This window comes from Azospirillum sp. UFLA03-27 (genome assembly GCF_059803775.1).
The window spans coordinates 1-1,614 of the sequence record NZ_JAUQTX010000484.1 but is presented as its reverse complement, the minus strand read 5'-3'; the positions used below and the strand labels follow the sequence as shown (position 1 = coordinate 1,614).

General features: G+C 70.0%; 2 protein-coding genes. Both read left to right on the top strand.

The features are described 5' to 3' along the window. Window positions 1–684 (top strand): alginate export family protein (locus Q4I23_RS32595; protein WP_498528988.1); only part of this gene is annotated, 684 nt, incomplete at its 5' end. Between the two features lie 201 nt (window positions 685–885). Further along, window positions 886–1,491, top strand: a complete 606-nt coding sequence (locus Q4I23_RS32590; RefSeq protein ID WP_498528987.1) for a hypothetical protein — start codon at window positions 886–888, stop codon at window positions 1,489–1,491. Window positions 1,492–1,614 lie beyond the last annotated feature (123 nt).

The following is a 1,614-nucleotide window of genomic DNA, read 5'->3' as shown; positions in this document are numbered from 1 at the left end:
TTGGGTAAACCCCACCGCGCCTACACCATCGGCTACGGAAACCGGGCGGCGTCCTTCGCGGGCGGGCAGGGGCGGGAGGAGCGGCATACGCTGGGCACCCGCCTGTTCGGAAAGGCCGATGGCTGGGACTGGAACTGGGAGGCCATGCTCCAGACCGGCCGCGTTGACGGTGAGACCATCGCCGCATGGTCGGTCGCCAGCGACACCGGACACCGCTGGGATGGCCTGCCGCTGCGCCCGCGGCTCGGGCTGAAGGCCAACATCGCCAGCGGCGACCGCGATCCCGGCGACGGGCGGCTGGGCACCTTCAACCCCCTGTTCCCCCGCGCCAAGTATTTCGGGGAGCTGACCCCGGTCGGGCCGCTGAACCTGATGAACCTGCATCCTTCCGTGGATCTGGCGCTGTCGGACGAGTTCAGCCTGTCCGCCTCGGCCATCGCCTATTGGCGGATGAGCCTGGAGGACGGCGTCTACGACCTGTCCGGGAACCTGCTCCGCGCCGGCGCCGACTCGCGGTCGCGCCACATCGGCACGCAGGGGGAGCTTGTGCTGTCCTACGCCGCCGGGCGCACGGTCGAGGGGCTGCTGTCCTACTCCCTGTTCCGACCCGGTTCCTTTCTTCAAGACACCGGCCCGGCGAAGACGATCCACTTCGTCGGGATGGAAGCGGTGTTCAAGTTCTGACCCTTTCGGGTGAGCGCGTCCATCCGCCGGACGGATCGAGGGGGCGAACTTACGGTAAGTTGCACCCGCCAGCAGGGCCGGCGAGCGGAACAACCGCAAGACCGCGCCGTTCCAGCGCCCGAACCGGACCAGAGCGAACCGGCCCCAGGCGAACCGGCCAGAGGCCCGGAAGCCGGTCCCAGAAGAGGTGGAGGCGATCCCATGAAGAACCAGACCCGCGCCGTCCTGGCGGTGGTCCTGACCGGCGCGGTCCTCGCCGGCTGCGCGCCGGCGTCCGAGACCGCGCCGCCGTCCGCCGCCATGGCTCCGGCGAGCGTCGAGCCGACGCCGCGGCTGTCCATGGTCGAGAATGTCCGCTCCACCGCCAAGGTCCGCGGCGTCGACAAGGCGGCGCGGACGGTGATCCTGCAATTCCAGGACGGGCGGGAAGAGGCGGTGACCGCCGGAAGCGGGGTGCGGAACTTCGATCGCATCAAGGTGGGCGACACCGTGCAGATCGAGTATTCCCGCCTGACCAACATCGTCACCCAGCCGCCGGGCGGCGGGCCGGGCGCCATTCAGCGGAGCAGCACGGACCGCGCCGCGGTCGGCGAGATGCCGCGCGCGTCGGCGATCACCACCACCCAGGTGACGGAGGTCGTCGAGGCCATCGACCTCAACCGGCGGATGGTCACGCTGCGCGGGCCGCAGGGGCGCACGCGCACGGTTCCGGTGCCGCCGGACGTGCAGGGGCTGGAAACGGTGAAGCCCGGCGACGAGGTGGTGATCAGCCGGACTGAGGCTGCCACGGTCACCGTGATGCGATGACCGGTGGAAAGAGGAGGGGAGAGGAGAAAGCCACCGATGAGGGAAGGTGGCGCGAGTGACGGGACTTGAACCCGCGGCCTCCGGCGTGACAGGCCGGCGCTCTAACCAACTGAGCTACACCCG

Excerpts from the sequence above, each read along its gene's own strand:
- Q4I23_RS32590 (WP_498528987.1), top strand. The coding sequence starts at position 886 with ATGAAGAACCAGACCCGCGCCGTCCTGGCGGTGGTCCTGACCGGCGCG.